Source organism: Micrococcus sp. GPGPB33 (assembly GCF_037853785.1).
GTDB classification, from domain to species: Bacteria; Actinomycetota; Actinomycetes; order Actinomycetales; family Micrococcaceae; genus Micrococcus; species Micrococcus luteus.
This window is the reverse complement of the sequence record NZ_JAQMWO010000002.1, coordinates 774,628-799,803: the sequence shown is the minus strand read 5'-3', so window position 1 is coordinate 799,803 and position 25,176 is coordinate 774,628. Positions and strand designations below refer to the sequence as shown.

At 75.1% G+C, this 25,176-nt stretch carries 26 protein-coding genes; 13 read left to right on the top strand and 13 right to left on the bottom strand.

Annotated elements, in window-relative coordinates:
• The first annotated feature begins 43 nt into the window (after nt 1–43).
• The gene (locus POD19_RS03855; protein ID WP_101965880.1) at nt 44–967 is read left to right on the top strand and encodes an ArgP/LysG family DNA-binding transcriptional regulator; all 924 of its coding nucleotides are present in this window, start codon (nt 44–46) and stop codon (nt 965–967) included.
• A gap of 94 nt (nt 968–1,061) precedes the next feature.
• Here the strand turns inward: POD19_RS03855 and POD19_RS03850 are convergent, their stop codons facing one another.
• The 4 genes from POD19_RS03850 to POD19_RS03835 all read right to left on the bottom strand — a co-directional run bounded on the left by POD19_RS03850 (nt 1,062) and on the right by POD19_RS03835 (nt 5,104).
• Nucleotides 1,062–1,487 (bottom strand): WGxxGxxG family protein, encoded by a 426-nt coding sequence (locus POD19_RS03850; protein WP_101965881.1) that lies wholly within the window; start codon nt 1,485–1,487, stop codon nt 1,062–1,064.
• Between the two features lie 142 nt (nt 1,488–1,629).
• Nucleotides 1,630–3,207, bottom strand: a complete 1,578-nt coding sequence (locus POD19_RS03845) for a HAMP domain-containing sensor histidine kinase (protein WP_240756365.1) — start codon at nt 3,205–3,207, stop codon at nt 1,630–1,632.
• A 94-nt stretch (nt 3,208–3,301) separates the two neighbouring features.
• The gene (locus tag POD19_RS03840) at nt 3,302–4,030 is read right to left on the bottom strand and encodes a response regulator transcription factor (protein WP_029248286.1); all 729 of its coding nucleotides are present in this window, start codon (nt 4,028–4,030) and stop codon (nt 3,302–3,304) included.
• A 330-nt stretch (nt 4,031–4,360) separates the two neighbouring features.
• Entirely contained in the window at nt 4,361–5,104 is a 744-nt protein-coding gene (locus POD19_RS03835; RefSeq protein ID WP_101965882.1) for a ubiquinone/menaquinone biosynthesis methyltransferase, read from the bottom strand.
• Between the two features lie 202 nt (nt 5,105–5,306).
• On the opposite strand from POD19_RS03835, the gene POD19_RS03830 reads away from it, so the two are divergent.
• From POD19_RS03830 to POD19_RS03805, 6 genes are all read left to right on the top strand, one after another.
• A complete protein-coding gene (locus tag POD19_RS03830) occupies nt 5,307–6,383 on the top strand; it encodes an iron-siderophore ABC transporter substrate-binding protein (RefSeq protein WP_101965883.1) in 1,077 nt (358 codons plus the stop codon).
• A 9-nt stretch (nt 6,384–6,392) separates the two neighbouring features.
• On the top strand, nt 6,393–7,448 hold the full coding sequence (locus tag POD19_RS03825) for a FecCD family ABC transporter permease (protein WP_078025657.1): 1,056 nt from the start codon (nt 6,393–6,395) through the stop codon (nt 7,446–7,448).
• Nucleotides 7,445–8,515: a FecCD family ABC transporter permease gene (locus tag POD19_RS03820; RefSeq protein WP_078025656.1), complete on the top strand. Its 1,071-nt coding sequence runs from the start codon at nt 7,445–7,447 to the stop codon at nt 8,513–8,515. Before POD19_RS03825 ends, POD19_RS03820 begins: the two co-directional genes overlap by 4 nt.
• Complete coding sequence (locus POD19_RS03815; RefSeq protein ID WP_101965884.1) at nt 8,512–9,381, top strand: ABC transporter ATP-binding protein; 870 nt, start codon at nt 8,512–8,514, stop codon at nt 9,379–9,381. Before POD19_RS03820 ends, POD19_RS03815 begins: the two co-directional genes overlap by 4 nt.
• The gene (locus tag POD19_RS03810; RefSeq protein ID WP_041104096.1) at nt 9,378–10,433 is read left to right on the top strand and encodes a siderophore-interacting protein; all 1,056 of its coding nucleotides are present in this window, start codon (nt 9,378–9,380) and stop codon (nt 10,431–10,433) included. The genes POD19_RS03815 and POD19_RS03810 overlap by 4 nt, the downstream gene beginning before the upstream one ends.
• Before the next feature lie 98 nt (nt 10,434–10,531).
• A complete protein-coding gene (locus tag POD19_RS03805) occupies nt 10,532–11,197 on the top strand; it encodes an SDR family oxidoreductase (RefSeq protein WP_041104097.1) in 666 nt (221 codons plus the stop codon).
• A 123-nt stretch (nt 11,198–11,320) separates the two neighbouring features.
• Here the strand turns inward: POD19_RS03805 and POD19_RS03800 are convergent, their stop codons facing one another.
• The 3 genes from POD19_RS03800 to POD19_RS03790 form a co-directional block, all read right to left on the bottom strand.
• The gene (locus POD19_RS03800; protein WP_340309335.1) at nt 11,321–11,974 is read right to left on the bottom strand and encodes a Pr6Pr family membrane protein; all 654 of its coding nucleotides are present in this window, start codon (nt 11,972–11,974) and stop codon (nt 11,321–11,323) included.
• Nucleotides 11,975–12,225: 251 nt separating this feature from the next.
• Nucleotides 12,226–13,596: a glutaminase A gene (gene glsA / locus POD19_RS03795; protein ID WP_020622111.1), complete on the bottom strand. Its 1,371-nt coding sequence runs from the start codon at nt 13,594–13,596 to the stop codon at nt 12,226–12,228.
• Between the two features lies 1 nt (nt 13,597).
• Nucleotides 13,598–14,260, bottom strand: coding sequence for a GNAT family N-acetyltransferase (locus POD19_RS03790; protein WP_020622112.1), 663 nt, complete (start codon nt 14,258–14,260; stop codon nt 13,598–13,600).
• 86 nt (nt 14,261–14,346) lie between these two features.
• Between POD19_RS03790 and POD19_RS03785 the strand changes: the two genes are divergently transcribed.
• The 4 genes from POD19_RS03785 (at nt 14,347) to POD19_RS03770 (ending at nt 18,130) form a co-directional block, all read left to right on the top strand.
• A complete protein-coding gene (locus tag POD19_RS03785; RefSeq protein WP_239074307.1) occupies nt 14,347–15,810 on the top strand; it encodes an FAD-binding oxidoreductase in 1,464 nt (487 codons plus the stop codon).
• Nucleotides 15,807–16,262, top strand: coding sequence for an acyl-CoA thioesterase (locus POD19_RS03780; RefSeq protein WP_060974353.1), 456 nt, complete (start codon nt 15,807–15,809; stop codon nt 16,260–16,262). The genes POD19_RS03785 and POD19_RS03780 overlap by 4 nt, the downstream gene beginning before the upstream one ends.
• A 65-nt stretch (nt 16,263–16,327) precedes the next feature.
• Nucleotides 16,328–17,170: a GTP pyrophosphokinase gene (locus POD19_RS03775; protein WP_036314511.1), complete on the top strand. Its 843-nt coding sequence runs from the start codon at nt 16,328–16,330 to the stop codon at nt 17,168–17,170.
• 162 nt (nt 17,171–17,332) lie between these two features.
• On the top strand, nt 17,333–18,130 hold the full coding sequence (locus POD19_RS03770; protein ID WP_020624722.1) for a TVP38/TMEM64 family protein: 798 nt from the start codon (nt 17,333–17,335) through the stop codon (nt 18,128–18,130).
• Between the two features lie 17 nt (nt 18,131–18,147).
• Here POD19_RS03770 and POD19_RS03765 read toward each other — a convergent pair whose 3' ends face one another.
• From POD19_RS03765 to POD19_RS03755, 3 genes are read right to left on the bottom strand one after another with little or no spacing between them, the layout of a single operon-like run.
• Nucleotides 18,148–18,456, bottom strand: a complete 309-nt coding sequence (locus tag POD19_RS03765) for a hypothetical protein (RefSeq protein ID WP_036314546.1) — start codon at nt 18,454–18,456, stop codon at nt 18,148–18,150.
• A 39-nt stretch (nt 18,457–18,495) separates the two neighbouring features.
• Nucleotides 18,496–19,050 carry a TIGR03086 family metal-binding protein gene (locus POD19_RS03760; RefSeq protein WP_020624721.1) on the bottom strand — a complete coding sequence of 185 codons (555 nt, stop codon included), beginning with the start codon at nt 19,048–19,050 and terminating at the stop codon, nt 18,496–18,498.
• A gap of 10 nt (nt 19,051–19,060) precedes the next feature.
• The gene (locus tag POD19_RS03755) at nt 19,061–20,311 is read right to left on the bottom strand and encodes a polysaccharide deacetylase family protein (RefSeq protein ID WP_020624720.1); all 1,251 of its coding nucleotides are present in this window, start codon (nt 20,309–20,311) and stop codon (nt 19,061–19,063) included.
• Between the two features lie 311 nt (nt 20,312–20,622).
• Between POD19_RS03755 and POD19_RS03750 the strand changes: the two genes are divergently transcribed.
• Nucleotides 20,623–20,763 (top strand): hypothetical protein, encoded by a 141-nt coding sequence (locus POD19_RS03750; protein ID WP_017488522.1) that lies wholly within the window; start codon nt 20,623–20,625, stop codon nt 20,761–20,763.
• A 29-nt stretch (nt 20,764–20,792) separates the two neighbouring features.
• Nucleotides 20,793–21,323, top strand: coding sequence for an SgcJ/EcaC family oxidoreductase (locus POD19_RS03745; protein ID WP_020624719.1), 531 nt, complete (start codon nt 20,793–20,795; stop codon nt 21,321–21,323).
• Nucleotides 21,324–21,335: 12 nt separating this feature from the next.
• On the opposite strand, the gene POD19_RS03740 is transcribed toward POD19_RS03745, so the two are convergent.
• From POD19_RS03740 to POD19_RS03730, 3 genes are read right to left on the bottom strand one after another with little or no spacing between them, the layout of a single operon-like run.
• Entirely contained in the window at nt 21,336–21,896 is a 561-nt protein-coding gene (locus POD19_RS03740; RefSeq protein WP_020624718.1) for a GNAT family N-acetyltransferase, read from the bottom strand.
• A 6-nt stretch (nt 21,897–21,902) separates the two neighbouring features.
• Nucleotides 21,903–24,362 (bottom strand): YhgE/Pip family protein, encoded by a 2,460-nt coding sequence (locus tag POD19_RS03735; protein ID WP_020624717.1) that lies wholly within the window; start codon nt 24,360–24,362, stop codon nt 21,903–21,905.
• A complete protein-coding gene (locus POD19_RS03730) occupies nt 24,362–25,147 on the bottom strand; it encodes an ATP-binding cassette domain-containing protein (protein WP_043279211.1) in 786 nt (261 codons plus the stop codon). Before POD19_RS03730 ends, POD19_RS03735 begins: the two co-directional genes overlap by 1 nt.
• Nucleotides 25,148–25,176: the final 29 nt, after the last annotated feature.

Below are 25,176 nucleotides of genomic sequence, written 5' to 3'. Positions count from 1 at the left end.
TCCGTGCTATCGCGATCTTCTTCAAGATCTGAAGACATCCTTCATGACCACCCCTACCCTGGACCGCATGAACTCCGACCACCTGCGCGCCCTCGTCGCGGCCGTCGACCACGGCACCTTCGACGCCGCCGCGGACTCCCTGCGGATCTCCGGCTCGGCCTTCTCGCAGCGGATCAAGGCCCTCGAGCGGCAGGTGGGCCAGGTGCTCCTGGCCCGCACCGTCCCCGTCCGGCCGACCGCGGCCGGAGAGCGCCTGCTCCGTCTCGCCCGGCAGACCCTCGCACTCGAGGACGAGGCGCTCGCCGCGCTCGGCCGGGGCGACGGCGGCCGCGTGCCGCTGCGCGTGGCGCTCAACGCAGACTCCCTCGACACGTGGTGGGAGCCCGTGCTGCGCGAGGCGGCGACGTGGGACGACGTCGTCCTGCAGATGCAGTCCGAGGATCAGGAGCACACCGCCGTCCTGCTGCGGGACGGCGCGGTCGTGGCGGCCGTGACGGACGACCCCACGCCCGTGGCCGGGTGCACCTCCACCCCGCTGGGCACGATGCGCTATCACGCGGTGTGCGCGTCCTTCCTGCTGGAGCTGCACCGCGACGCGCGGGGCCGGGTGGACTTCGGCTCGCTGCCGATCGTGGACTACGGCCCCCGCGACGGCCTGCAGCACACGGTGCTGCGCCGCGTCACCCGCGGCCGGCCCGTGGCCGACCCGCCGACCCACCTCGTGCCCTCCGTGCACGCGTATCTGCGGGCGGTGGAGCTCGGGCTGGGCTGGGGCATGCTCCCTTCGGCGCAGATCCCGCCGGGCGTGCTCGAGGGCCGGCACCCCGACCTCGAGCCGATCGTGGCCCTCGGCGCGGCCGACGTGCACCTGCACTGGCAGCGCTGGACGGCCGGGACCGCGGCCCTGGACCGCCTCACGGACGCGGTGCTGCGCGCCGCGCCCTCGGCGGGGGACGCCGCGGACTGAGGAGCGCATTCGAGACCCGCCCCCGACACGCCGCGACCCCCGCCTCAGGGGCGGGGGTCGCGGTCACGGGCCGCTCGACGCGGCCGGGGTCGGGTCAACGGCCGTCGCCGGTGCCCGGACGGCGGGTGGCATCGCCCAGGGTGCCCTCGGCCTCGCGGCGGCGGGCGTCCACGCCCTCGGTGCGCACGTCGCCGGCACGGTCGTCCACGCGGTGCACGTCATGGTCACGGTGCGCGCCGGCCACGTGGTGGTCGCTCCGCACGGGCTCGGCGTGCACCTCACGCTTGCGGCGGCCGGCCAGGCCCGCCAGGCCCAGCAGACCGGCCAGGCCCCACAGACCCCAGTTGCCGTTGTCGTCCTTCTCCTCCTGCTGGGGAACGGGCGACGGGGAGGCCGGCGCCGTGGTGGCGGTCTCGGTGGCCGGGGCCGTGGTCTGAGCGACGGCGGCGGGGGCTCCGAGGCCGGTGACGACGGCGGCGCCGAGGGTCAGGGCGGTGGCGGTGCGGCGGATGTCGGTCATGATCGTGCTCCTCTCACCGGCGGCTTGCGCCGACCGGCGTCGGGAAGGATCGGCCGGAAGTCCCGGACGACCCTTTCTGGGTCATGCACAAGCACCGTACGCACAGGAGGGTGGGGGTCCGTCAACGGTCGCCGACCCGGGGTCAGGGCAGGCCGGCCCGGGCGGGGCCGCAGCAGGAGCCCGCAGCCCCCGGCCCGGCGCGCCCCGGGGCGCAGGGCACGACGACGTCGAAGCGCGTCCACCCGCCCTCGGACGCCACGGTCACGTCTCCGCCATGGCTGCGCGCGATCGAGCGCACGATGGCCAGACCCAGACCCGTGGACGGCTCCGTGCCCGGGGCGCTCGTCCGGCCCTTCCCGGGGCCCCGGACGAAGCGGTGGAAGAGGGTGGCGTGTCGGTCGGCCGGGATGCCGCCGCCGTCGTCGTGGACGCTGACGAGCATGAAACCGGGCCGGGGCTGGTCCTGCCGCACGGAGGCCGTGACGGTGGTCCCGACGGGGGTGTGCTTGGCCGCGTTGGAGAGCAGGTTGCCGACCACGCGGGCCAGCTGCGACCGGTCGCCGGTGACGCACCGCTGGGTGCCCGGCTCCACCCCTGCGGGCAGGTCCACCACCCACGTGTGGTCCGGCCACGCGGCGCGGGCGTCCATCACGCCCTCGAGGACCACCTCGGACAGGTCCACCTGTTCGGCCAGCGCCACCTCCCCGGAGGGCGCCAGGCCCATGGCCCGGCCGCGGGAGACGGACTCGAGCCGTTCGAGCAGGAGCATGTCGTCCACGAGGGCGGCCATGCGGTCGGCCTGGAACAGCACCCGGTCGAGCGACCGCCGGCCAGTCGCGGAGAGCTCCTCCGTCATCGCGATCATCTCGGCGTAGCCGCGCACCGAGGCGAGCGGCGTGCGCAGCTCGTGGGAGGCGTCCGCCATGAACCGGCGCATCTGCTGCTCCTGCACGCGGCGCTGCTCCAGGGCCGCCTCGACCGAGCCGGTGAACCGGTCGAGCGCCTGGGCGACGACGGCCACCTCGTCCGGCCCCTGCAGGAGCCGAGGCGGCATGCGTGAGTCCTCCGGATCGAGCCCGGCGCGGGCCATGTCCACCTGGGCGACCCGCTCGGCGACGGCGGCGACCTCGCGCAGCGGGGCCAGGCCCCGACGCAGCCACAGGGTCACCAGGATCGCGGTGGTGAGGACGGTGACGGACAGTCCGACGGCGACCGCGACCAGCGCCTGGCGCGCGACGTCGGACATGGCGCCCGTCGGCGCCCCCACCACGAGCACCTGGTCCGCGGCCACCCAGGGGCCCGGCGCGCTCAGCAGTTGGGCCTGGACGCGATAGGAGACGTCACCGACGACGGCGTCCAGCATCGGCCCACCCGGCCGGTCCCGGACGGCGCGCAGAAGGTCGTGGGCCTCCCGCGCCGTGAGCGGCACGGACTGCCCGGCGTCACCGACCCGGTGCCCGGTGAGGGCGTCCTGCCGATGCTCCTCCAGACCGGAGAGCGGGACGAGCGCGACCACCGTGCCCTCGGGCTGGCCGAGGGTGCCTGGCGCGCGCAGGTACCCCTCCCCGGGGCCGACGTCGTCCCCTCCGCCCGGCGAGGGGACCGTCAGCTGCTCCGAGGCGCGGATCCAGGCTTCGGAGGCATCCCGAGAGGCGGATTCGGTCAGCAGGGCCTTCGTGATGCCGGTCGCGAAGAACGAGTAGGCCAGGATGGTGGCCACCAGGATCAGAAGGACGCCGGCGCCGATGCGGCGGGCCAGCGACGTGGGCCGCCTGCGGCGGGTGCTGCCGTGCCCCGAAGGGACCGCGGCGGTCTCAGGCAGGCCGGATGACATACCCGGCGCCGCGGATGGTGTGGATCATCGGATCCCGATCCGCGTCGATCTTCTTCCGCAGGTAGGAGATGTACAGCTCGACGATGTTCGCGCGGCCGCCGAAGTCGTAGCCCCAGACGTCCTGCAGGATGCGCTCCTTGGAGAGCACCGTGCGGACGTTGGCCATGAGGAACTTCAGCAGGTTGTACTGCGTGGCGGTCAGCTCGATCTCGTCGCCGCCGCGGGTCACCTCGTGAGTGCGGGTGTTCATCACCAGGTCGCCGACCACGAGCACCTCGGAGCCGCCCGAGACCACGCCGGAGCGCTGCACGAGCCGGTGCGCGCGGATGAGCACCTCCTCCATGGAGAAGGGCTTGGTCACGTAGTCGTCGCCGCCGGCGGCCAGGCCCGCCACGCGGTCCTCCGTCGCGTCCTTGGCGGTGAGGAACATGGCGGGCATCTCCGACCAGTGGGCGCGCAGGCGCTCCAGGACGTCCAGGCCGTCCATGTCCGGCAGCATGACGTCCAGGATCGCCAGGTCCGGACGGCCCGCGGTGCCCAGCTCGACGGCGGTCGCGCCGTCGTGGGCCACGATCACCTCCCAGCCGCAGAGGGTGAAGCCCATGGAGAGCAGGTCGGCGATCATCGGCTCGTCGTCCACGACGAGCACCCGCACCGGTGCGCCGTCCGGATGCGAGAGCTCGGGCAGGACCTTCTTCAGCTCCGCCATGGATGACGGGCCGGTGGTGCTCTGGATGGGACTCACAAGGTTCCTCTACGTTCGGGAGACGGTTCACGGTGCCCACGCGGACGTCGCGGACTGCGGGGACGAGCGCCTCGCGACGGAGGGGCGACGCCGTTCCGGGGGATGACGGACGGGCGGCGACCGGGGCCGGGGGTGCGCGGATCCCCCTCGACGGGGCCCCATGCTACGCGGACCAGCCGGGTCGGCCCAGAGTCTTCTCGGAACGCGGACATCAGCGTGACTCGTCACAGCCCTGACACATCCGGCGGCGCCACCGGGGCCGCCCTGTGCTGACGCCGCGCCGCGTGGCCGGCGTCAGTCGACCGGCTTCATGGCCCAGTGCGTGGCCAGGGTGTCGAACATGTGGGTCTCGTGGCCGATGTTCACGAAGCCGGCCCCGGCGAAGAGGTCCGCGACCTCGTCCGGCGTGTGGAACGCCTTCGTCGAGGAGGACAGGTACGCGTAGGCCTCGGGCCGGTCGGCGATCAGCTTCGCGAGCTGCGGCATCACCCGGTGGATGTAGAAGGAGGAGAACGGCTTGAGCACGTTGTCCGGCGCCGGCGACGTCTCGAGGGCCGCGACCCAGCCGCCGGGGCGCAGCACGCGGAACTGCTCGGCGAGAGTCGCCGGGATGTCCGCGACGTTGCGCAGCAGGTAGCCGTGGGTCACGGCGTCGAACGAGCCGGACTCGAACGGCAGGTCTGTCGCGTCCGCGACGACCCACTCGATGCGGTCCCCGCCCGCGCGGGCACGGCCGACCTCCATCATCTCGGCGGCGATGTCGGCGCCCACCACCTGCGCGTCGGGGTGCTGCTTGAGCACCTCGAACGCGAGGTCCCCGGTGCCGGTGGCCAGGTCGAGCACGCGGGCCTGCGCGGGGATGTTGGCCCGCGCCACCGTGCGGCGCACCAGGCGCGGCTCCTGACCCCATGTCATGACGGCGTTCATCAGGTCGTAGCGGCCGGCGATGGCGTCGAACATCGCGGAGACCCGGTCGTGGTGGTCGGCGGCGCCGCGCTGCGCGTCGCCGCGCGGGGCGGGGAGGGGGTTCTGGCTCACCAGGCCACCGTATCCCGCCCACCTCCCCCGACGACGCCCCTCACCGGGATTGCACAGGGGAGTTAGGTTGCCCTAATCTTCCAGAGTTACCTCACGTCGGTGTTTGCTAATACCGGCCCGGCAGGGCCGACGCATCCTCCGACCGCAGACCCGACCCCCTCCGCCCGGCGCCCGCGCGTCGCGACCGTGAAAGGCCACCACCATGGCACCGTCCCCCCTGTCCCGCCGCTCCCTCCTCGCCAGCGGGGGAGTCGGGCTCACCCTCCTGCTCGCCGCGTGCTCCACCGGCCCGGCCGGAGGCTCGGCCTCGTCCTCGTCGGCCGGTGCGTCGTCGTCGGACGCCGCGGGCGGGGACGCCGCGTTCCCCCGCAGCATCGAGCACGTCTACGGCACCACCGAGATCCCGCAGCGCCCGACCCGCGTGGCCACCGTGTCCTGGGTGAACCAGGACGTGGCCCTCGCCCTCGGGGTGGTGCCGGTGGGCATGGCCGCCGTGGAGTTCGGGGGGAACGCGGAGAAGTCCACCGACTGGTTCGACGCGAAGCTCGCCGAGACCGAGGGCGCCCAGAAGCCCGTGCAGTGGTCCGAGGCCTCCGGCATCGACGCCGAGGCGATCGCCGCCGTGAAGCCGGACGTCATCCTCGCCGTCTACTCCGGCATCACGCAGGAGGACTACGACCGCCTCTCGAAGATCGCCCCCACAGTGGCCTACCCGAAGGACGTCCCCGCCTACGGCACCTCGTGGCAGCAGTCCACGGAGGTCATCGGCCGCGTGCTCGGCAAGGAGCAGGAGGCGGAGGAGCTCATCGCGGACCTCGAGCAGCAGATCAAGGACGCCGGCGAGAAGCACGCGGGCCTCCAGGGCGCGTCCTTCGTCTACGGCACCATCGACCCCGCCGCCGCGGACCAGATCAGCATCTACACGGACGTGGACAACCGCCCGAAGTTCCTCGAGCTGCTCGGCATGGAGCAGGCGCCGGTGGTGACGGAGAACTCCCCGGAGGACCAGGCGTTCTTCTTCACGTGGTCGCCCGAGCGCGCGGACGAGCTGGAGTCGGACGTGTTCGTCTCCTGGGCCGCCCAGGACTCGGTCCGCGAGGCCATCGAGTCCGACCCCCTGCTGGGCTCGATCCCGGCCGTGAAGGCCGGCGCCCTCGTCCTGCAGACGGACGAGCAGGAGGTCCTCTCCGTCTCCGCGATCTCCCCGCTGTCCATCCCGTTCGCGCTCGAGAAGGTCGTCCCGCCGATCGCCGAGGCCGCGAAGACCGCGCAGGGCTGATCCCTCCCCATGCCGTCCACGGCCCTGGCCTCCCCGGCCCGCGTCCGCGCGGGCGTGCTGATGGGCGCCCTGCCCGCGGCGCTGCTGCTGGCGGCGCTCGTGGCCGGCGTCGCCCTCGGCGCGCGCACCGTGCCGGCGACGACGGCGCTCGACACCCTGGGCGCGATCCTCACCGGGCACCCCGTGCCGGAGGGCATCGAGGCGGCGGCCGTGGCCTCCCGCGTGCCCCGCGTGGTGACGGGGGCGCTCGTGGGGGCGGCGCTGGCCGTGGCCGGCGCCGCCCTGCAGGGGGCCACCCGCAACCCGCTCGGCGACCCGGGGCTGCTCGGGCTCTCCGCCGGCGCGGGGCTGGCCGTGGCGGCGGGCATGGCGCTCGGCGTCGCCGGGTCCACGTTCGGAGTGCTGGCGCTGGCCGCCGTCGGGACGCTGGTCGCGGCCGCGCTCGGCTACGCGGTGGCGGCGGCCGCCACACGGAGTGGCCGGACGCCCGGCGCCCCCTCCCCCATGGCGCTCGTGCTGGCCGGCGCGGCGCTCACCGCCGGCGCCACCGCCGGCACCACGGCCCTGCTCGTGCTCTCCCCCACGGTCCAGGACCGACTGCGGTTCTGGGCCGTGGGCACGGTGGCCCGCGCCGACCTCGGCGAGGCGCTCGCCCTGGCACCCGTCATCGCCGTCGGGCTGCTCGCCGCCGTCGCCGTGGCCCCCGGGCTCGACGCCCTCGCCCTCGGCGACGACCTCGCGCACGGCCTGGGCGGGCGCCCGGAGCGGGTGCGCGCGGTGCTGCTGGGCGCGGTCGTGCTGCTCACGGCCGCGGCGGTGGCGCTGGCCGGGCCGGTCGGGTTCGTGGGACTGCTCGTGCCCCACGCGCTGCGCCGTCTGCGGCCGCCGAGCACGCGGGCCCTGATGGTCGGCTGCGCCCTGTGGGGCGCCGTCCTCGTGATCCTCGCGGACCTCGCCGGGCGGCTCGTCGTGGCGCCCGGGGAGATCCACCTCGGGGTGACCACCGTCCTGCTCGGCGTGCCCGTGCTGCTGGCGCTGCTGCGCCGCCCGGGGGTGGCCGCATGAGCCTCCAGTGCACCGCCCCGGACGACGTCGTCGCCCGCCTGCGCCGCGCCGACCGGCGCCGCCTCGGAGGGGCCTGCGCGGGCCTCGCCGTGGCCGTGCTGGTCCTCGCCCTGCTGCGCGTGGTGTGGGGCACGTACCAGGTGACCGTCCCGGACCTCGTGCGGATCCTGGGCGGGGAGACGATCCCGGGAGCGAGCTTCATCGTGCTGGAGGAGAAGCTGCCCCGCGCCGTGGCCGCAGTGCTCACCGGCGCCGCCCTGGGCGCGGCCGGCGCGCTCTACCGGCGCACGCTGCGCAACCCCCTGGCCTCGCCGGACATCCTGGGCGTCACCCAGGGCGCCGCGGCGGCGGTCGTGCTGGGGATGCTGGCGACCGCCGGGCAGACCGGCGGAGGATCGGACCTGATGCGCGCCGCCACGGCACTGATCGGTGGCCTCGCGGCGGTGGTCGCCGTGTTCGCCACGGCCCGCTCGGTGGGGGGCGAGCGGTTCGTCGTGGCCGGCATCGCGGTGGCGGCGGCGGGCCAGGCCGTGGTGGCCGGGGCCATGCTCTCGCTGGCCCAGCACGACCTGCAGTCGGCCACCGTCTGGATCGCCGGCTCGCTCAACGGGGTCACGTGGGGCCGCATCGCGCTGCTCGCGGGCGTGCTCGTGGTCGCCCTGCCGCTGGCGGGGGTGCTCCACGCGCGGCTGGCCCCCGCCGACGTCGGCCCGGACCTCGCGCACGCCCTCGGCGCCCGGCCGCGTCCCACCTCGGCCGCGGCGCTGGGGCTCGGCGCGGTGCTGGCCGCCGTGGCGACCGCCGTCGTGGGGCCGCTGGCGTTCGTGGCGCTGCTGGCCACCCCGGTGGCGCGCGGGCTCACCCGTGGCCTGCCCTCCCTGCCCGCGGCGGCGCTCACGGGCGCCGCGCTCGTGCTGCTCGCGGACCTCGTGGCCGGTGAGGCCGTCCCCCTGCTCACCGGCGCCGCCCTGCCCACCGGTGTGCTCACCGGCGCCGCCGGCGCCCCGCTCATGCTCTGGCTGCTGCTGTGCCAGGGCCGGACCCCAGGAGGCGTGCGCTCCGCATGACCGCTCCCCCGCTCACCGTCCCGTCCCCCGCCGCACCGCGCGCCGGGGCCGCCGACGACGTCGCGATCCGCCTGCGCGGCCTGACGCTCGGCTACGGCCCGGCCTCGGCGCCGCCGATCGTCGCGGACCTCGACCTGGACGTGCCCGCCGGGCGCGTCACCGCGATCATCGGCGCCAACGGCTGCGGCAAGTCCACGCTGCTGCGCGGCCTGACCCGCCAGCTCGCCCCGCGCGCCGGGAGCATCGAGGTGCTCGGTCGGGACGCCGCCCGCGTGTCCGCGCGCGACTACGCCCGCACCGTGGCGCTGCTGCCCCAGCATCCCGTGGCGCCCGAGGGCATGACGGTGGCGCAGCTCGTGGCGCGCGGCCGTCACCCGCACCGCGGGCTCCTGGGCGGCCGGGCCGCCGGCGACGACGCCGCGGTCGCCGCGGCGCTCGAGAGCACCGACCTCGTGGAGCTCGCCGAGCGCGAGGCCGGCACGCTCTCCGGCGGGCAGCGGCAGCGGGCGTGGCTCGCCCTCGTGCTCGCCCAGCAGACCCCGGTGGTGCTCCTCGACGAGCCCACGAGCTACCTCGACCTCAGCCATCAGGTGGAGGTGCTCGACCTGGTGCGCACGCTCCCGGACCCGCGTGGCGAGGGCCGGGCGACCGTCGTCGCGGTGCTGCACGAGCTGAACCTGGCGGCGCGCAGTGCGGACCACATCGTGGCGATGGCCGCGGGCCGGGTGGTGGCGCAGGGCACGCCGGGCGAGGTGATCGTGCCGGAGGTGCTGGCCGAGGTGTTCGGCCTGGACGCGGACGTGGTGGCCGACCCGCTGCTGGGCCACCCCGTGGTGCTGCCGCGGGGGGACGGGGACCGCCGATGAGCGCCGACGGCATGATCGTGGCGCACACGCGCGTGGTGTCCGTGGAGCAGCCGTGCCGCGGGTTCCGGCGGATCGTGCTGGCGGGCCCGGACCTGGAGGCCGCCAGCGGGGACCTGCTGGGACTGCTGCCGCCCGGCGTCGCCGACCTGCACGCCCTGTACCGGGGCGCGCGGCCGCGCCGGGACGCCTATGTGAAGCTGCTGATCCCCCCGCCGGGCGGGACGTCGGCGGACCCGGACCTGTCCGCCGGGTTCCGCGCCGGGTTCCTGGCCATCCCCGAGGAGGAGCGCGGCTGGATGCGCACGTACACGGTGCGCTCGGCCGGGCTCGTGCGGCTCGACGGGCGGCAGGTGCCCTCGCTGACCGTGGACGTGGTGCTGCACGGCGACCCGGACGACCCCGCCGACCCGCATCAGGGGCCGGGCCTGCGCTGGGCGCGCGCCGTCCAGGCGGGGGACGCGGTGAACGTGCTGGTGCCCTCGGCGGAGGCGCCGGCGTGGTCCGGCTGGCGGCAGACGGGGGCGCACCGTGTGCTGGCCGTGGGCGACGAGACCGCCGTCCCCGCCCTGGTGTCCGTGGCGGAGGAGCTCGCGGACCCGTTCGGCGGGTTCGACGGCGAGGCGGACCTCGTGCTCGAGCTGCCCCACGACGGGCAGGCCGCCGACCTCATCGCCGAGCGCCTGGCCGTCCCCGAGCCGTGGGACTGGCGGGCCGTGACGGAGCTGACGGACCGGGGCCGCGTGCGCCTGCACGTGGGCCGCCGGGCGCCGGGGGCGCCGTCGGGGTCCTGGGCGCACGCCCGCCTCGCCGCCCTGCTGGGCGTGGACCCCGACGACGCCGGCGGGCCGGTCGCGCCGCCCGCGGCCTCCGTCGAGCGCGAGTGGACCGTCGCCGCCCTCGAGGCCGACGAACGGCCCGAGGCCTACGTGTTCCTCGCCGGGGAGTCCGCGATGGTGCGCGCCCTGCGCCGGCTCAGCGTGGGCCCCGGCGGCGTGCCGAAGAAGCACGTCTCCTTCATGGGCTACTGGCGGGAGGGCCAGGCGGAGAGCTGAGGAGTGGGGTGGTGGAGCGCCGCTCCGCCCTCGCACCGGCGTCGGGCTCTCCCTACTGTGGGAGTTCAGCACCCGATCGAACCGAAGGAGAGATTCCCATGACCCGCACCGTGATCATCGGCGGCCACGGCAAGGTGGCCCTGCTCGCCGCACCTCTGCTGGCGGAGGCCGGCCACGACGTCGTCTCGATCATCCGCAACCCCGATCACGCCGAGGACGTCCGCGCCGCCGGCGCCGAACCGCTCGTCCTGGACATCGAGAAGGCGGACCAGGAGGAGCTGCTCCACGCGCTGCGCGACGCGGACAACGTCGTGTTCTCCGCGGGCGCGGGCGGCGGGGACGCCCAGCGCACCCGGGCCGTGGACCACGACGCCGCCGTCGCCAGCATGCGCGCCGCCGAGGCCGCGGGCGTGCGGCGCTACGTGATGGTGTCCTACCTCGGCGCGTCCCTGCACCACGACGTGCCCGAGGACGACCCCTTCTACACCTACGCGCAGGCCAAGGCCGAGGCGGACGAGGCGCTGCGGGACTCCGGGCTGGCCTGGACCATCCTCGGTCCCGGCGCCCTGACCGACGAGGAGCCGTCCGGCCGCATCACCGTGGACCCGGACCTCTCCGACTCCGATGCCCCGCAGCGTGGGGCCAGCCGCGGCAACGTCGCCCGGGCGATCGTGGCCGTGCTCAGCGAGCCGGGCACGGTGGGCCGGAAGATCGACTTCGTGGACGGCGACGTGCCCGTGGCCGAGGCCGTCCGCGGCGACTGACGCGCCGCCGCCGTCGTCGGCCCCTCCCACCCGCGCTTTCGAACGTGAAAGGGGGCGAATGGGGGCTTTCGAACGTGAGATAGGCCCTCTCTCACGTTCGAAAGCGCCGGGGACCGCCCTCGCTCAGGCCGGGCCGAGGCGGCGGTCCACGGTGCCGAGCACGCCCATGAGCCCGGTGAAGCCGGCCAGGATCCCGGCGAGCACGACGCCCACGCTGCGTCGGCCGAGCCGCGGCACGTCCAGGAACGGGTACGGGTACCAGTCGATGCGGGGCCCGCGCGCCATGGTCGCCGCCGCCCACATCAGCGGGATGACCGAGGCCAGCCCGGCGCGCCGCGGCGTGATCTGCCCGCGGGGGTCGCACAGCGCCCACACCGCCGGGGCGAGCACGGGGTTGACGATGTGCTGCAGCGCGTCGTTGAACCGGTAGAGGAAGGTGTCCTGCTCGCGGCCGCGCAGCACCGCGTTGTAGACGATCCCCGTGACCATCACCGAGCCGAGTCCGGCGGTGCGCACGGCCCAGAACGCGTCCGACGTGGGCGCCTCACGACGCGCGGCCAGCGTCAGCGACGTGCCCGCGACCAGCGCGTTGGACAGCCACGTGAAGTACGCCGGCTGGTTGAGGGCGTGGGACCAGCCCGCGGGGAACCCGCCCTGATAGCCGACGCCCGGGATCACCATGGAGTCCTTGGACATCCCGATGGGGAACGAGGTCAGGCACCCGATCAGCGGCAGTGCCCCCGAGACCTGCCACGCCAGGCGGGTCCGACGGTCCACCGGCGGCACGGGACGCGGCTGCAGCCGGGACACGACGGCGTGCGCGATCCGCCCACGGACCCCCCTGCGGGGCGGGGCGGGTGCGGCGGAGGGAGGGCAGGCTGACGCGGAGGGTGGAAAGGGGCATGGGGGTCGTCCTCGAACAGCGGGGTCAAGGGATGAGACCGCCCATTGTCACATGAACAGCAGTTGAACGAAAGGGAGCGAGACGGAGAGCACCGCCACGCCCCCCTCCTGCCCGCCCCGCCGCCTCAGTGGGCGCCGGCCTCCTCCAGCGGCAGGATGCGCTCCGGATCCTCGACCTCCACGCGCACGCCGTCCGCCTGCAGCCGGCGCACGCCCTCGGCGATCAGCCGCCGGCCGACGTCGTCGATCCGGTCCACCCGCGTGAGGTTGAGCACCACGGTGCGGATGGGCCCGTCGTTCTCATCTCGGGCGGCCACGGCGGCGGCCTCGTACACCGCCCCGCCGCCGGTCGCGGCCGCGAGCGCCGCGCTGTCCGCCGCGGCCTCCTGCCACCGCGGGTAGACGGCGGCGTCCCAGCCGGTGCCGGGCTTCTCCGCACCGGTGCGCAGGTCCGTGAGCGCGTCCAGCACCGCCTCGGCGCCGCCGAACCGGATCACGCCCTGCAGGTGCAGGAACACGCGGTCACCCTCGCGTTCCACGAAGCGCACGGCGGTTCCGCCCAGGCTGTCGCCGTCCATGAGGTGCAGCCGGAAGTCCTCGGAGAGGCGGCGGCACGCCAGCACGCCGCGCGCCGAGTTGCCCACCTCGTCCAGGCGCGGCGAGAACACGCCGATCCCCACGCGGCCCGGCAGCGCGCCGAGCACACCGCCGGCCACCCCGGACTTGGCCGGGATCCCGACGTCGGCGAGCCACTGCCCGGCGGCGTCGTACATGCCGGAGGAGGTCATCACGGACACCACGCGCCGCGCCACGATGGACGGCAGCACGCGCTCACCCGTCATCGGATGGATGCCCCCGGTGGCCAGACACGCGCCCATCACGGCGAGGTCCTTGGCGGTGACGAGCACGGCGCACTGCGCCACGTACCCGGCCACGATCTCCTCGGCCGAGTCCTGCAGCACCCCGTAGCTGCGGAGCATGTGCCCCAGGGAGAGGTTGCGGTCCGAGACCGCCATCTCGGACTCGTACGTCTCCCGGTCCACCGCGAGCCGACGCCCGGCGAGCAGGGACATGATCTCCACGGCCCGGTCCAGCCGCTCCTTCCGGCTCGCCTCCGGCCCCACCAGCAGCTGGTGCACCGCGAGCGCGCCCGCGTTGATCATGGCGTTGTCCGGGCGGTGCGACTCCGCCTCGAGGGAGAGCTCGTTGAAGGCCTCGCCCGAGGGGTTCAGCCCCACCTGTCGGTCCACGGCGGCGAAGCCCCGGTCCACGAGCGCGGCCGCGTACGTGAACGGCTTGGACGCGGACTGGATGGTGAACTCCACGTCCGCGTCCCCCGCGGAGTGCAGCCGCCCGGTGGGGGTGGCCAGCGCGATGCCGAGGCGGTCCGGGTCCGCCTCCGCGAGCACGGGGATGTACTGGGCCGTCTCTCCCGGGTTCACGGCGCCGAGCTCGGTGATCAGGCTCGCCAGGTAGTCGGGGATCGGGTGTCTCATCTCAGGCCTCCCAGCGCAGGCAGGTCAGGGGCTCGCCCCCGGGCACGGGCACGTGGCCGGTCGCACGGAAGCCGAGCCGCTCATAGAACGGGACGGTGGCGGGCACGGACGCCTCGAGGTGCACGGGCAGACCCGACGCGCGGCGCTGGCCGTGGCGCACCAGCGCACTCGCCGCCCCGCGCCCGCGGGCGGACGGGACGGTGCCGACCTCCTCAAGGTACCAGTGCCGGCCTGCCGGGCGGGCACGCTCGCAGGCGGCCTGGATCCGCTTCAGGGCGAGGGTGTGGCGGCCGTGGACGGCGACCGCGGTGGGCAGCCCCGCCAGCAGGCCCGGCACGTCGACCCCGCGGGGGGCGGCGGGGGAGGTCCACACGGCGGCGCCGAGCAGCGTGCCATCGTCGGCGTCCACGGCGACGTCCACGGCGCCGAGCGGGGCGCCGTCGGCCCCCGCGCGCAGCCCGTGGCGCACGGCGGCGGTGAACTTGCGCTCGAGGCGGGCCTCGCGCCGGTCCTCGGGCACGAGCCCGAGCGTGTACGGGTCCGTGGCGAAGGCCTCGGCGAGGACGGCGCCCACGCGGCGGGCGGTGTCCTCGCGGGCTCCACCCGGGCGCAGGGTGAGCACGTGGACGCGGGGGCGCGGCGCAGCGGGGTCCGGGGAGGTCATGGTCGCCAGTCTAGGGACGGGGCCGGGCGCGTCATCGGACCGGCCGACGCACGTTCCACCCCGTGTGATCGGCGACACTGGTGGACATGGACTCCTCCGCACCCCTCGACCCGACCCGCGCCGCCCCGCCTGCCGCGGACGCCCCGCCCGCCGACGTCGTCGCCCGCCTGCAGGCGGAGCTGCCCGGCCGCGTGGACGTCTCCGCCGCCGCACTCGAGGCCGCCCGGGCGGACCGCTCGGGGCATCGCTCCCCCGCCGCGCCGCTGGCCGTGGTCCGCGCGCGGACGGTGGAGGACGTGCAGGCCGCGTGCCGGATCGCGCACGGGACCCGCACCCCGCTGGTCACCCGCGGAGCGGGCACGGGGTTGGCCGGCGGCGCCGTCGCGGGGGCGGGCGAGATCGTCCTGGACATGACCGCGATGGACCGGATCCTGGAGGTCTCCCCCGCGGACCGCGTGGCCGTCGTCGAGCCGGGGATCCTCAACGGGGCGCTGAACGCCGCGCTCGCCGAGCACGGGCTGTGGTGGGCCCCGGATCCCGCGTCGAAGGACATCTCCACGGTGGGCGGCAACATCGCGATGAACGCCGGCGGGCTGCTGTGCGCCAAGTACGGCGTCACGCGCGAGGCGGTGCTGGGCCTGGACGTGGTGCTCGCGGACGGCACCCTGCTGCGGCTGGGCCACCGCACCGTCAAGGGGGTGACCGGCTACGACCTGGTCGCGCTGATGATCGGCTCGGAGGGCACGCTCGGCGTGATCGTGGGCGCGACGCTGGCGCTGCGGCCGGCCGTGCGCGGCGTGCCCGTGACGCTCGGCGGGTTCTTCCCGGACGTCGTCGCGGGCGCCGCCGCGGCCGAGGCGATCACCGGGGCCGGTCACGTGCCCGCCCTGATGGAGCTGATGGACGAGGCGACGCTCGCCGCGGTGCGCGCGCACGCGGGGCCCGAGCGCGGGGCCGCCCTGCCCGAATCCGGCGCGTTCCTGCTGGTGCAGGCCGACGGCGCCGGCGCCGAGGCGGACGGGGAGGCCATGGCCGCCCTCATGCGCGCCCACGGCGGGGACGTCACCGTGACCGTGGACCCCGCCGAGGGGGAGGCCCTCATGGCCCTGCGCCGCACCGCGTTCCCCGCGCTCGAGCGCCTCGGCACCCCGCTCGTGGAGGACGTGGCCGTCCCGCGCAGCCGCATGGCCGAGATGTTCGCGCGGATCCGTGAGATCGAGGCACGCACCGGCGTCGCCATCCCCACCACGGCCCACGCCGGGGACGGCAACCTGCACCCGATCCTGCTGTTCGGCGCGGCGGCGCAGGTGGGCGGCGCGGCCGAGGACGCCGCGTCGATCCCGGCGGACGTGTGGGAGGCCGCCGGCGAGCTGTTCCGCGCGGGCCTGGAACTCGGCGGCACGCTCACCGGCGAACACGGCGTGGGCCTGCTCAAGCGCGCGTTCCTGCGAGACGAGCTCGGCGACGCCCAGCACGACCTCCAGCAGCGCATCAAGGCCGTGTTCGACCCGCACGGCATCCTCAACCCAGGAAAGGTGTTCACCCCGTGACGCAGCCGACCACCCCCGAGACCCCCGCCGACGCCGGCACGCCGACCCCGTTCGAGGTCGGGCTGCAGCTGCGCTGGTCCGACGAAGACCGCTACGGCCACGTCAACAACGCCCGCCTGCTCACCCTCGCCGAGGAGGCGCGCGTGCGCGCCCTGGCCGCGTGGGCCACGACGACGGCGTCCCCGGACGTCCAGCGCGTCGTGCGGTCCATGGAGGTCCAGTACGAGGCGCCCGTGGTCTACGCCGGGCCCGAGGTGACGGCGCGGGTGTGGATCCTGCGGATCGGCCGGACGTCCTTCACGCTGCGCCACGAGCTGTGGCAGGACGGGCGGCGCTGCGTGCTGTGCGACGCCGTGTTCGTGCAGGTGGACCCGGCGGCCGGGCGGCCCGTGGCCGTCTCCGACGAGGAGCGCGCCGCCTTCGAGCGCGTGCTGATCCCCGCCGAGGACTGACGGGCCGCCGTCGGGCCTGTGGACGGCCTGCCGTCTCGCAGGATCCCGCCGTAGGCTCTGAGGCCATGGAGCAGGACCCTTCCCCGGACGCGCCCGCGCCCTCGGCGGACGTCGAGGCGCTGCGCGGCACCCCCGTGTCCGAGTTGACGCAGCTCACCCCCGCGGCGTCAGGGGCGCTGGAGCGGCTGCGCCGAGACGTCGAGCGCTTCGACCTCGAGTACCGCTCGGCCCTGCTCCAGGTGGAGGCGCGGCTCGAGGTGCTGCGGGACGAGTTCACGCACCTGCACGACTACAACCCCATCGAGCACATCGTCACGCGGGTGAAGTCGCCGGAGTCGATCCTGCGCAAGGCCTCCGCCCGCGGGCTGTCCCTGGACCTGGACGCGCTGCGCACCAACGTCACGGACATCGCCGGGGCGCGCGTGATCGTCAGCTTCGCCCGGGACGTGTACCGCGTGTTCCGCCAGTTCACGCAGCAGCCGGACATCCGGGTGCTCGAGGTGGAGGACTACATCTCCCGGCCCAAGCCCTCGGGCTACCGCAGCCTGCACTGCCTCGTGCAGGTGCCGATCCACCTGTCCACCGGCACGATCCCGGTGACCGTGGAGATGCAGTTCCGCACGAGCGCCATGGACTTCTGGGCCACGCTCGAGCACAAGATCAACTACAAGTTCGACGGCGGCGTGCCCCCGGACATCGCGACCGAGCTCGTGGCCGCCGCCCGCGTGGCTGCGGACCTGGACACCCGCATGGAGCGCCTGCACGACCAGGTGCAGGAGACCGACAGGGACGACGACGCCGCCGCGGCCTGGGAGGACGACGGCGGTCCCGTCTTCGAGGACGAGCCGGCGGCGGGGCCGGGCGAGGCGCGGCCGGGTGACGACGCGCCCGGCGCGTCCACCGTCTGAGCCCCTCCGTCCACACCCGGCGGGCCGCGTGCACAGGGTTCTCCACAGAGTTGTCCACAGGTGTGGATGAGTCACACGCGTGTGATCCAGCAAAGCAGAGCAGGGCGTGACCGCAGGCCAGGGAGGACATGCGGAGGGAGCGGCTGCCGGTAGCCTGAGCCGATGCCCTCCACCGCCGTGCCGCCGCGCGACTCCGGCGCCGCCTCCACCCTGCCCGCCCGCACAGGGCACCGCGGGGTGTCGATCCTGCGCACCGCCGCCCTCGTCCTCGTGGTGGCGGCGTTCGTGTGGCTGGCACTCACCGTGCGCCTGCCCGGCGTGGACGAGCTGCGCGCCCAGCTGGACGGCTTCGGCTGGTGGAGCTGGCTGGCGTTCACCGTGCTGTACGCGGCCGTGGCGCTCACCCCCATCCCCGTGACGATCATGGCGGTCACCGCCGGTGTGCTCTTCGGCGCGATCGAGGGGACGGTGCTGTCCGTCGTCGGAGCCCTGCTGGGCTCGCTCGGGGCGTACGGCATCGCGCGCGCGGTCGGACGCGAGGTGGTCCTGCGCGGGCTCGGCCGCCACGCCGAGACCGTGGAGCGGCGGCTCGAGGACACCGGGTTCCTCGCCCTGCTGGCCCTGCGCGTCGCCCCGGGGCTGCCGTACTGGCCCGTGAACTACGGGGCGGGCGCGCTCGCCGTGCCGCTGGGGATCTTCGCCGGCTCCACCGCGGTCGGCGTGATCCCCGGGCAGCTCTCCCTCGTGGCGATGGGGGCGTTCGCGGTGCGCCCGGGCGTCGTGAACGGCGTGCTGCTCGGGGTGGGCTGGCTCGCCGTGGGCGGTCTGACCCTGTGGGCGGTGCGGCGCTGGCGACGGGCAGCCCGGGCCGCGGAGGGGCCGGCGGGCTCGGAGGGGCCGGAAAGCCCGCGGAGTGGTCAGGACACGCCGTCTCCGCGTGCGCGACGCGGCGTGTCGTGACCACTCTGCGCCGGACGTCAGCCGAGGGTTGTGTACCGCACGCCGAACTTGCTGCTGACCTGCAGGAACACGAGCACGTCCGTGCCGCGCGCGTAGGCGGGCATGCCGTACCAGGTGCGGGGTTCGAGCTCCGGGGCCGCCTCCGTGACGATCCGGTGCACCCCCACCGCCATGGCGCGGTCCTGCTCGGGCATCTCCTCGATCTTCACCAGCAGGTCCTGCAGGGCGTCGGCCTTCTTCCTGCCGCCGCGCTGGGCGCGCAGCTCCTGCGCGCGCTCGGCGATCGCGGCCTGCTCCGCGGCGCTGAAACCGGTGGACTCGCTCACGGTGCCTCCTGGGGTGCGGGGACGGGTCCTGCCCTGGTCTCAGCCCCGACGGCCCAGGCGACCGAGCAGGCGGGTCTGCCGGTCGGCGTCGTCGGCCACGGGGACGGGCTCGCCCAGGATGCCGGGCGTGTAGGCGGCGTCGCCGAACAGTTCCAGCGACTCCTCCACGCAGTCGATCTCCGCGTCCGTGAACCGCGCGTCCACGCCCTGCGAGCGGGCCAGGTCCCAACGGTGCACGATCACGTCGAACGCGTGGAAGCGGATCAACGCCTCACCCACGGGCATCTCCCCGAGCGCGGTCTTCATGGGCCGCAGGATGAACTCCTCGTCACCGGCGAGGGCGGACATGGCGGCGGCGTGCTTGGCCCACTGGGTGGCCATCTGCTGGCGGGAGCCGTCGAAGAGGGGCACCTCACGGCCCTGGCGGGCGGCGAAGTCGCGCTGGCCGGCGATCACGTGGTCCAGCAGGTCCAGCGCGTCCCAGCCCTCGCACGGGGTGGCGGCGTCCCAGTCCCGCACCTCCCGGACGACGGCGGTGAACGGCTCGGCGGCCGCGTTCCAGCGGGCCTCGACCTCGGTGGCGGGGATGGACATGGTGCTCTCCTCAGGGTCGCGGGGTTCTCGGGGCCGCGGCGGGCGACGACGGCGCCGGGCTCGGCTTCTTCGGGCCGCGGATGGACTCGGGGCGGGCCGGGTCCAGGACGGACCGGGGGTCGAAGAACTCCTCCAGCACGGGCCGCTCGCCCGAGACGGCCGCGGCGAGGCTGATGCCGTCCACGTTGATGCGCGAGCCGCGGTAGTAGCCGGGCTCGAGCTGGCCCCACGCCTTGGAGGTGCCGTCCACGAGGAAGAAGGAGCGGTAGCCGAGCTCGCGGAAGTAGCGGTACCGCTCGTTGTCCTCCGTGTACGTGCCGGGGCCGGTGACGTCCGCGCCGAACGGGTAGATGAGCATGTCCGTGGGGCCGAGGATCGGCTCGACCTCCTCGTGCCAGTGCCCCATGTCGAACTCGAGCTCCTCCATGGTCAGCTTCGGCACCGTCCGGTGGCCCCACGTGTGGGAGGCGAACTCCCAGCCGCTGTCCTTGAGCGCGTCGGCGACCTCGGTGGCGGCCGCGACGTCGGCGTCGAACGTGGGGCTGTCCCCGAACTCGCGGGCCGAGGTGCGGTAGCCGAACACGCCGTCGTAGCCGGTCATGGCCAGCACGCCGCGGGCGCCGTTGAGGCTGAAGTCCGGGTGCTCGGCGAGGAAGTCGTCCAGGCGCGGGACGACGTCGAACGCCCCGACGTGCGTGGTGCCCTCGGCGTCCGTGTACTCGTTGCGGACGCGGCCGTCCTCGGCCACGATCAGGCGGTCCGCGAAGCCGTCGCCGTCCATGTAGAGGTAGTACGAGCAGTCGTCCAGGGAGAGGATCAGCGGGGTCCGGCCCTCGGGGACCATGAGGGTCTTCGGGCGCACGACGTCGTCCTCCCCCACCTCGTACAGCTCGTGCGGGGAGACCAGCACGTAACCGCGCTCGTAGACCTGCCGGATGACGGCGTCGAACTCGTCCACCGTGACCATGAAGTCCAGATAGCCGCCGGCCTTGTCGTCGCCGTCGAAGGCGCGGGCCGGGTCCACCACGAGGGAGTGGAAGAACAGGTGCGGAACCCGGGCCACGTCCGACCAGGCCACCGGTTCGCCGGCGGGCGGCGGACCAGCGGGGGCGGCGGAGGTGGGCGCGGACGAGGTCGGCACGGACGACGACGCCGCGTCCTCCCCGTCCTGCCCGCAGGCGGCCAGCAGTCCCGATCCGAGCAGGGCGGAACCGGCCAGGAGCATCTGTCGGCGGGTCGGCTGCGGCACGGGCGGGGGCATCGGGCACCTTTCTCCGGGGGCACCCATCATCCCAAGGCCGCCCGGCCCGGGACCACCCCTGCCGGGCGGGCGGGCGGAGGTGGGAACCGGCCGGGCATGGGAGGCCGGCCGGCGGCGGGGCTCGATCCGCCGTAGACGGCCCAGAGTGGTCACGCGGACGACCCGAGCTCGGCGCGGACCGTGTTCGACCGCTTCGTGTTCAGCAACCACATCCGCAGCTTCAGCGTCGACTGAGCCCCGGCTGGGAGGCGCCTTCGACGCGCGCCGACGCACGCGCCCCTCGCGCCGTGCCGCGTGCCACACTGGCGAGCGTGACCCGACGTCCGGATGCACCGCCCCCGGCCGACCCGCGCACGCGTGCGGCCCTGCGCGCCGTGCTCACGGTCCTGGCCGTGATGGCGGTGCTGTTCGCCGCCGTCGTGCTGACGCTGGCCTACGGACCCGCCCGCTGAACCCGCCCTTCCCCGATCCAGGAGCAGCCATGTCCCCCGCGGACCCCACCGCCGACGTCGCGGCCCGACCGACCGGCCCCGCCGCGGTGGCCGAAGCCTTCGCGGCCGCCTGGAACGCCGCCGACGCCGACGCGCTCGCCGAGCTGTTCGCCGAGGACGCGGACTTCGTGAACGTGGTGGGCGTGTGGTGGAGGCGGCGTCGGCAGATCCGGGTGAACCACGCGCTCGGCTTCCGCTGGATGTTCCCGCACTCGCGGCTCGAGCTCGGGCGCGTGCGGGTGCGGGAGCTCGGGGACGTGGCAGTGGTGCACGCGCCGTGGACCATGACGGGGCAGACCGCGCCCGACGGCGACGAGGCCGGCGAGCGCACCGGCGTCCTGTTGCTCGTGGTGCGCCGCACCGAGACCGGGGCGTGGGAGGCGGTGGCCGGGCAGAACACGGATTCCGTGCCCGGGGCCCAGACCCACCTGGCCGACGACGAGGGGCTCGCCGCGGTGCACTATCACCCGTCCGCGTGGTTCGACCCCGACGAGGACCCGGACGGCCCGGAGGCCTGCTGAGCGGCGACCGGCTCACGCCACCGTCAGCAGCCGCACCCAGTCGTCCTCGACCCGCTCCCCGCCGACCACGAACTGCCGCGCCCCGACCGTCTCGAAGCCGAGGCGCTCGTAGAACCGGTTGGCCCGTGCGTTCTGCGCGTTCGTGCCGAGCCACACGTGCCGGAACCCCAGCCGCCGCAGCCGCTCGACGCCGTCGTGCACGAGGGCCTCGGCCAGCCCGGTGCCGCGCCCCTCGGCGAGCACGTACAGCTTCGAGAGGTGGCCGGCCGGCACGTCGCCGAGCCGCTCCGTGACGGGTGCCTCGGGGGCCGCGGCGGTCTCGTACATGGCGTAGCCGAGCAGGGTCTCCGGGGCGTCGGCCGCGGCGCCCACGAGCACGATCCGCTCCGGGTCCGCGATCCACGCGGCCACGGCGGCCTCACTCAGGTGCAACGCGATGTGCGCCTCCACCGCGGCACGCGGCAGCGAGGCCGGGGAGGCGTCCGGGAAGGTGGCCGCGGCGATCGCGGCGATCGCGGGCGCGTCCTCGGGGCGGGCCGGACGGACGACGGCGGCGCGGGGTGCGGAAGTCATCCCCGCTCAGGCCTGCAGCGCGGGGTGCAGGTCCTTCATGCGGAACCGACGCCGGCGCCGCACCACGAGCACGTCCAGGGCGAGCGCCGCCGCCCCGATGCCCATCAGCACGACCACCGGCACCCAGAAGCGCTGGTCCGGACCGCCGGAGATCGCGTTGCGGAACGCCTCGATGGAGTAGCTCATCGGCATGAACGGGTGCAGCGCCTGGAAGAAGCCGGGCAGCACCTCGGCCGGGTAGGTGCCGCCGGTGGAGGCCAGCTGCAGGACCAGCAGGACCAGCAGCAGCGCCGAACCGGGGGTGCCGAGCGCCGTCTGCATCAGGTGCGCGATGAGGGAGAACACCACGGCCACGAGCACCGTCAGGGCCACGGCCCGCACCGGGTGCACGGGGGCCAGGCCCAGCGGCAGCGTGGCGGCCAGCATGAGCAGGCCGCCGCCCACGGCCACGATGCCCACGGGCAGCCACGCGGCCAGCGCGATCGCCACCGGGTTGCGGCGCCCGGCCAGCAGCCGCCCGCTGATGGGCCGCATGATGTTGAACGCGGCGATGCCGAACACCCACAGCGCGATGGAGAAGAACATCGGCGCCATGCCGCGGCCGTAGACCTCCGCGGAGTTGTCCACCTGCATCACGGCCTCCACCGGCCGGGACATCACCAGGGCGGCCTCGTCCCGCTCGTCCTCGGTCAGGGCGGGGACGCGGTCGACGCCGTCGGAGAGCCCGGAGGCGAGCTCGTGGGCGCCGTCGTCGAGGGTGCCGAGGCCGGCGCGCAGCTCCCCGGCGCCGTCCTGGAGCTGGGCCAGGCCGCCGTCGAGCTCGGTGGCGCCGGACTCCAGCTGCCCCGCACCGTCCTGCAGGGTCAGCGCCCCGTCGTGGAGCGCGGCGTTGCCCTCGGCGAGGGTGGTCGCCCCGTCCGTCAGCTCGCCGAGGCCGGACTGCAGCTCCCCGGCGCCGTCCTGGAGCTGGGCCAGGCCGCCGTCGAGCTCGGTCGCGCCGGAGCCCAGCTGCTCGAGGCCGTCCGCGAACTTCCCGGCGCCGTCGGCGAGGGAGTCGGCCCCGTCCTTCGCCTCACCGATCCCGCCCTGCAGCTTCTCCGCGCCCGCGGCCACGGCGTGGGCGCCGTCGTTGAGGTCCGTCAGATCCGCCTTGGCGGAGGCGGCGACGTCGTCCTCGACGAAGCCCTGGACGCGCTCGTTGGCGGCCGCGGAGGTCGCGGCGGCCTCCTCGGCGCGGCCGGCGACGGCGGTCACCCGCTCGTCCGCGCCGGTGAGCGCCTCCTGGAGCGCGGCGTACTGCTCGGACTCGGCGAGCGTCGGGTCCTCTTCGGCGAGCTCGGCCAGGGCGGCCTGCGCGTCGGCGATGCGGGCGCCCGCGCCGTCCTCGGCCGTGCCGGCCACCTCGGCGACCCGCTGGACGTCCTCGTCCACCGCGGCGACGTCGGCGGCCACCGCGTCCTGCCGCTCGATCACCTGGTCCAGGCCGGGGATCACCGTGTCGTAGAGCTGCTGGGTGCCGTCGGCCACCTGCGTGGCGCCGTCGGTGAGCTCGGCCGATCCGGTCTGCAGTTGGGCCAGCCCGTCGGAGAGGTCCGTGGCGCCCTGACGCAGGGCGGGGGCGTTCTCGGCGAGCTGCCCGGCTCCGTCGGCGAGGGCCTGGGATCCCTCGCGCGCCTGGTCGAGCCCGTCGGCCAGGCGGCCGGCCCCGTCCTGCGCGGATGCGGCGCCCTCGGCGAGTCGCTGGGCGCCGTCGTCGGCCTGGGCGGCGCCGTCCGCGAGGTCACCCGCACCCGTGGCGAGCTGGCCCGCGCCCTCGGCCAGCTTGCCCGAGCCGTCGTGGGCCTGGACGATCCCGTCCTCCAGCTGGCTCGCGCCGTCCTCCGCGGAGGCCGTGCCGTCGGCCAGCTGCGCGGCGCCGTCGGCGGCGTCCACCATGCCCGACCGCAGCTCGCCGAGGCTGGAGAAGACGGCCTCGAAGTACGCCTCGATCGCGGACCGGTTCACGGCGGCCTCGACCTTGGCCTGGCTCGCGTTCGTGACGGAGCCGATCACGAAGCCGTTGGCGTCGTCTCGGCGCAGGGTGATCTGCGCCTGCCGCGGTGTCCCGCCGCCCTCGGGGCTGACGAGGTCACGACTGAGCTCGGCGGGGATCTCCAGGACGAGGTAGTACCGGCCCTCCCGCAGTCCCTCCTCGGCCTCCTCGCGCGTGGTCTCGCGCCAGTCGAAGGCGCGGTCGTCCTTGAGGCGTTCGGTCATGTCCGCGCCGGTGCGCAGCGTGGTGTCGCCGCGCTGGACGGGTTCGTCCTCGTTGACGATCGCCACCGGCAGACGGTCCATGGCCCCGTAGGGGTCCCAGTTCGCGGACAGGTAGAGGGCGCCGTAGATGGCGGGGACGAGGAAGATGAACAGCAGGGCGAGCAGGGGCAGGCCACGGCGGAAGCGTCGCAGCTCGTAGCGGAACAGCATCAGTTCTCCCGGACGGGGGGCAGGGTGAGGACGACGGCGTCGCGCGGCACGGGCGCGGAGGCCACGGCGCTCACCGCGAACGGGTGGCCGTGGTCCTTGAGGACGTCCAGGGCCGCGTGGAGCGCGACCAGCTGATCGAGGGTCAGGGTGGCGTCCACGTCGTCGAAGGTGACGAGGCGGGCCGGGCGCAGGCAGGCGACGACGGCGGCCAGCAGCGCGCGATCGGGCGCGGACAGCTCCCCGACGACGGCCTCCGGCGCCACGGTCAGCCTCACCGCGTCGGCGAGGAGGGCGAAGCGTGCGCGGCCGGCGCGGCGGCGCACGCCGTCGGTGAGACAGCGCTCGTCCACGACCTCGGCCGCGGTCAGCGCCGGCTCGAGCTCCACCACGTCGGTGGTGTGGGCGACGGCGGTGCGGGCGCGCAGGGCGTGCGGGTGGCGCGCGGCGTCGATCGGGGGCCGGTACGCGCGGGCGGCGGGCCGCTCCGGCCCGTCCAGTGCGACGTCCACGGGGCCGCCGGTGAGCACGAGCTCGCCCCGCACGCCCTGCAGGCGCCCCGTGAGGGCGAGCAGCAGGGCCGAGCGGCCCGAGCCCTGGGTTCCGAGCACGGCCAGGTGGGTCTGCGGGGGCAGCACGAGGTCGAGGGAGCCGAACACCGGCCCGCGACTGCCGCGCAGGGTCAGACCGCGCGCCACGAGGGTGGCGGGCGGGAGGTCGTCGAGGTGCGCCGGGTCGGGGGCGGGCCCGGGGCCATGGTGATCGGCGTCGGTGGGAGTGGAAGACATGGGCCCTCTTTGCCGAGTCGAGGCGGATT